The organism is Streptomyces sporangiiformans (genome assembly GCF_005768555.2).
GTDB lineage: Bacteria > Actinomycetota > Actinomycetes > Streptomycetales > Streptomycetaceae > Streptomyces > Streptomyces sporangiiformans.
In genome coordinates this window covers 1-4,331 of record NZ_VCHX02000254.1, presented here as the reverse complement: position 1 = coordinate 4,331, position 4,331 = coordinate 1, and the positions used below count along the sequence as shown (strand labels likewise).

4 protein-coding genes are annotated in these 4,331 nt (G+C 70.5%); 2 read left to right on the top strand and 2 right to left on the bottom strand.

Annotated elements, in window-relative coordinates; translation table 11 throughout:
* Window positions 1-138 precede the first annotated feature (138 nt).
* Window positions 139-1,530 (bottom strand): ABC1 kinase family protein, encoded by a 1,392-nt coding sequence (locus FGD71_RS35390; protein WP_119104646.1) that lies wholly within the window; start codon window positions 1,528-1,530, stop codon window positions 139-141.
* Entirely contained in the window at window positions 1,523-2,716 is a 1,194-nt protein-coding gene (locus FGD71_RS35385; protein ID WP_119104645.1) for a TOMM precursor leader peptide-binding protein, read from the bottom strand. Before FGD71_RS35385 ends, FGD71_RS35390 begins: the two co-directional genes overlap by 8 nt.
* Window positions 2,717-2,934: 218 nt before the next feature.
* On the opposite strand from FGD71_RS35385, the gene FGD71_RS35380 reads away from it, so the two are divergent.
* Window positions 2,935-3,531 (top strand): M48 metallopeptidase family protein, encoded by a 597-nt coding sequence (locus tag FGD71_RS35380; RefSeq protein WP_119104647.1) that lies wholly within the window; start codon window positions 2,935-2,937, stop codon window positions 3,529-3,531.
* A 144-nt stretch (window positions 3,532-3,675) separates the two neighbouring features.
* Window positions 3,676-4,331: TerD family protein (locus FGD71_RS35375; protein ID WP_140936029.1), on the top strand; the 656-nt coding region annotated here is incomplete at its 3' end.

Sequence of the window (4,331 nt, the reverse complement as noted above, 5' to 3'; positions counted from 1 at the left end):
GACGCAACAGCGACAACAGCGACACCAGCAAAGGCAAACCGCTGCTCGCGGGGGCCGGTCCGAACGGACCGGCCCCCGCGGTGCGTTGCACCCGCTCACGAGAGAAGGTCGCTCACGAGAGAAGGCCGCGGCACAGGCTCACGCCCCGGCCGCCGACTCCCCTTCCTCCAACGCGCTTTCGTCCTCCGCGAGGAACCCCGGCAGCCACTCCTCGAGTTCCTCTCGCAGCCGCACCGTCGCGCCCAATTGGCACAGCACGCCGATGGTGCTCAAAGTCACCCGGTGGATCAGTAGATACGACGGAGGCAGGTTGAGCTGCTTGCCGAGCTGGTACGCCGGGGAGCGGGGGTCGGCGATCCGGGCCGCCTGGCTGCGAATCCAGCCTCGGGTGAAGGTGAACTCGTCGACCTGGGCCGGCTCGATGATGGGGAGCAGGTAGTCCAGGACGGCGTCCGGATCGAGTTCTATGGACTCCTTGACGAAGCCCTCCTCGCAGAGCAACTCGTAGACCGTTTCGGCCTCGCCGTCGAGCGTCATCCGCAGGGAGTCGCCGATCGTCGACGGCAGGCCGCCCGGGAGACGGTCCACCGTGCCGAAGTCCAGTACGCCCAAGCGCCAGTCGTCCTTGGCGCCGCCGTCGAGGTCACCGGAGTCGCTGGGCAGGAGGCGGAAGTTGCCCGGGTGCGGGTCGGCGTGCAGCAGGCCGGTGCGGGCCGGGCCGGAGAAGAGGAAGCGGGCCAGGAGCTGACCTGCGCGGTCCCGCTGCTCCTGGGTACCGTCGGCGATCACCTCCGACAGCGGTATCCCGTCGATCCACTCCGTCACCAGAACCTGCTCACACTGGTGCACAACGGCCGGTACCAGTACATCCGGGTCGTCCGCGAACTCGTCCGCGTGCGCCTGCTGGGCCTGTGCTTCCAGGCCGTAGTCGAGTTCCTCGGACACCCGGTCGCGCAGCTCCGCGATGAGCGGCTTGATGTCCATCCCTGGAATCAGCGGCCCCAGCAGGCGGGCGAAGCGGCTGAGCTGGTTCAGGTCGGAGAGCAGTGCCTCGCCCGCCCCGGGGTACTGCACCTTGACCGCGACCTCCCGGCCGTCGTGCCACACCGCGCGGTGCACCTGTCCGATCGAGGCAGCCGCGGCGGGCTTGTCCTCGAACTCCAGGAACAGCTCGAGCCAGTCCTCGCCGAGCCGCTCCTCGAGCACGGAGTGCACCGTGCGCGTCGGCATCGGCGGCGCTGCCTCCTGCAGCTTCGTCAGCGCCGCGCGATAGGGGCCCGCGACCTCCTCGGGCAGCGCCGACTCGAAGACGGACAGCGCCTGCCCGAACTTCATCGCGCCGCCCTTGAGCTCGCCGAGCACCTTGAACAGTTGCTCCGCCGTGCGCTGTTGCACTTCGCGGCCCACGATCTCCGCCGACTTCCCGCCGATCCGTTTGCCGAGTCCCCAGGTGGCCCGCCCGGCGAAGCCGAGCGGTAGGGCGGCGAGCTTGGCGGTCCGGGTGACCGCCTTCCGGGGAAGATCAGACATGCGCCCTCCAAGTACCGGACAGCCGAGCCGCGTCCGGCTGTTGCCCCGCCATTGTCTCCTGCGGACTCTCGTCCCCCGAGGTCTGCTCCCCCTTAGCTTTCTCCACGGTCCCGCAGGGGCATGCCGGATGCGGCCACACCGGCCGTGCGTGCCAGCTGAAACCGGGCACCGAGGCCTCCCAGCGAGCCCCCGCACTCGACGGTAACTCCCCGTCGAGAAAGGCGAGTGCGTGCCCCGCGGCCAGCCCGGCGACCGTGGCCGACAGTGTCAGATCACACGCCGGTACCTGGTCGGGCTGCCGCCCGGAGCGCCACTGCGCGAGCAGGCGCGGCCAGGTCGGGTCCCGGTCGCTGCGGCCCCGGTCCAGACAGCCCGCACAGGCCGTGTCGCCGGGCAGGACCAGCGGGCCGACGATTCCGGTTCCTTCCACGACCCCGGCGTACAGATGGGGTGTCCCGGAAGCGATCAACGGTTCGGCGGCGGTCGGCTCGGGCGCATGGGCGGCGAGGCCGTCCCGCGGCGCGATGATCACCAGAGAGAATCCGGGGTCCGCTTCCTCGGAAGGCGACTGTCCGCCGCGTCGTGGCGGGCGGTCCGGTGCCGCCGGGCGCACCGCCCGCCGTGCCGCCTCTTCCCGGCGCTCGCCGATGGAGTCGGCGGGCAGCCCGCCCGGGGCCACGTCCCATGGCTCGACGCAGCCGCCGTCGCGTACGTCGACATGGCCCACGCCCGCGCCCGCCAGCGCGGAGGCCAGGACCACTCCCACTCGCCCCGCACCACGCACCTGCACACGCAGGGAACGGCGGGCCGCCAACCGGCGCATGCCGTCGCCCGGTGCGGGGGCGACCAGGGAGAGCGAGGCAAGATCGGGCCGCAGCCGGTCCAGAACAGCCTTTTTCGCGCGCAGGGCATCGGCGGCCGGGCCGCCGCCCGTCGCGTCGTCCAGCAGTCCCGCCCGGGCCAGCCGCTCCACGAGCCCGTCGACATGACGGTCGGGCAGACCCATGCGGCGCCCCTCGTCCCGTAGGAGGGGAATCCCGCGTGTCCCGTCGAGCAGGGTCAGAAAACTGCCCGTCGCCGTGTCCATCGGGCCGAGCACCATCGCGTGTGCGGGTGCCACCCCGAACTGCACGGTGTTCAGATCCCGCCAGGCGCGCCGCAGCGCGGGTTTCACCATCGGATGCATGACAGACCCCGTACTTCCCCGTTGTGCCGGCGGTGTTCGTCGTGCTTCGTCGTTTTTCGCCGGTCGAGTGCCAGCATGCCCTTGTCGCCCGACGCGTGCCGGAAGTTGTCCACAGGTGGTGGGTGTTCGTCGTACAAAACCCGCGCGCAGGGCGCGGATCGGTATCGAACCGTTCTGGAGGCGGGACTTCCGCCATGTGCAACAGGTACGGTCGGGGCGTGCCCGCCGACCCACTGCACCGCGCAGGAAAGCCACAGCGCAGCACGACGAGCCTGCCGCCAAGCGGCTCACGGGCGAGCGCGATCGAGGTCCGCAGGAGCACGCGCCGACGCAGAACGGTCTCCGCGTACCGCGAGGGCGATCGCACCGTCGTGCTCATCCCGGCCCGGATGTCCGAGGCGGAGGAGCAGCGCTGGGTGAGTGTCATGCTCGACAAGCTCGCCGCCCAGGAGAGCAAGCGGGTACTCGGTGACACGGAGCTCTCCGAGCGTGCCGCCCGGCTCTCCGACCTGTACTTCGACGGCCGGGCCCGGCCCGTCTCGGTCCGCTGGGTCACCAACCAGAACACCCGCTGGGGCTCGTGCACCCCCGCCGAGGGCAGCATCCGCCTTTCGCATCGGTTGCAGGGCATGCCCGAATACGTGGTCGACTACGTCCTCGTCCACGAACTCGCACACCTCCTCGTGCCCGGCCACGGGCCGCGCTTCTGGGAGCTCCTCGAGGCCTATCCGCGTACGGAGCGGGCCCGCGGCTACCTCGAAGGAGTGGTCGCCGCCGACCGGTTGCCTCACCTGCCCGCAGCGCGCGACGAGTGACGGCGTCTTCCCACGGAGACCGTGCTGGTCCGGGCGGGAAGAACGGATTGTGTACCGGGTCTGTACCGGCCTCGTCCGCGGCTGGATTTTGCCGTTAGCCTGGCGCGACGCACTCGCATTCCGGATGGGGGACGGTCGTTACGCATGGCCAGGGAATTCCAACGCGGCCACAAGGCCAAGATCAGTGACCTCACCGCGGGCACCGATCTGTACATAGGTGTGCAGATCACCGGCCCCGGTCTGACCTTCGACATCAGCTGCTTCGGTCTGGACGCCGACGAACGGCTTTCGGACGAGCGCTACTTCGTCTTCTTCAATCAGCCGAAGACCCCCGAGGAGGCCATTCAGCTCCTGGGTGCGCAGGCGGGTGACACGGAGGCCTTCCGTGTCACGCTCGACAAGATCCCGTCGCAGATCCAGAAGCTGTCGTTCACGGCGACGATCGACGGCGCCGGGCAGATGTCGCAGATCGCTCCCGGCTACCTCCGCATCGTCGCGGGCGGCGAGGAGGTGGCCCGGTACTCCTTCAGCGGCGGCGAGTTCTCCACCGAACGCGCCGTGATGCTGGGCGACTTCTACCTCAAGGACGTATGGCGGTTCGCCGCGGTCGGGCAGGGCTTCGACGGCGGACTCGACGCGCTGCTGAAGAACTTCGGCGGCGAGGTCGCCGAGGAGGAGCCCGCCGCTCAGCCGCAACAGCAGGCCGGCGCCCCGTCCTTCGCGCCGCCCGCCCAGGCCGCCGCGCCGCCACCCGCGTTCGGTGCGCCGGCAGGACCCGCAGCCCCGGCCCCGGCTCCCGG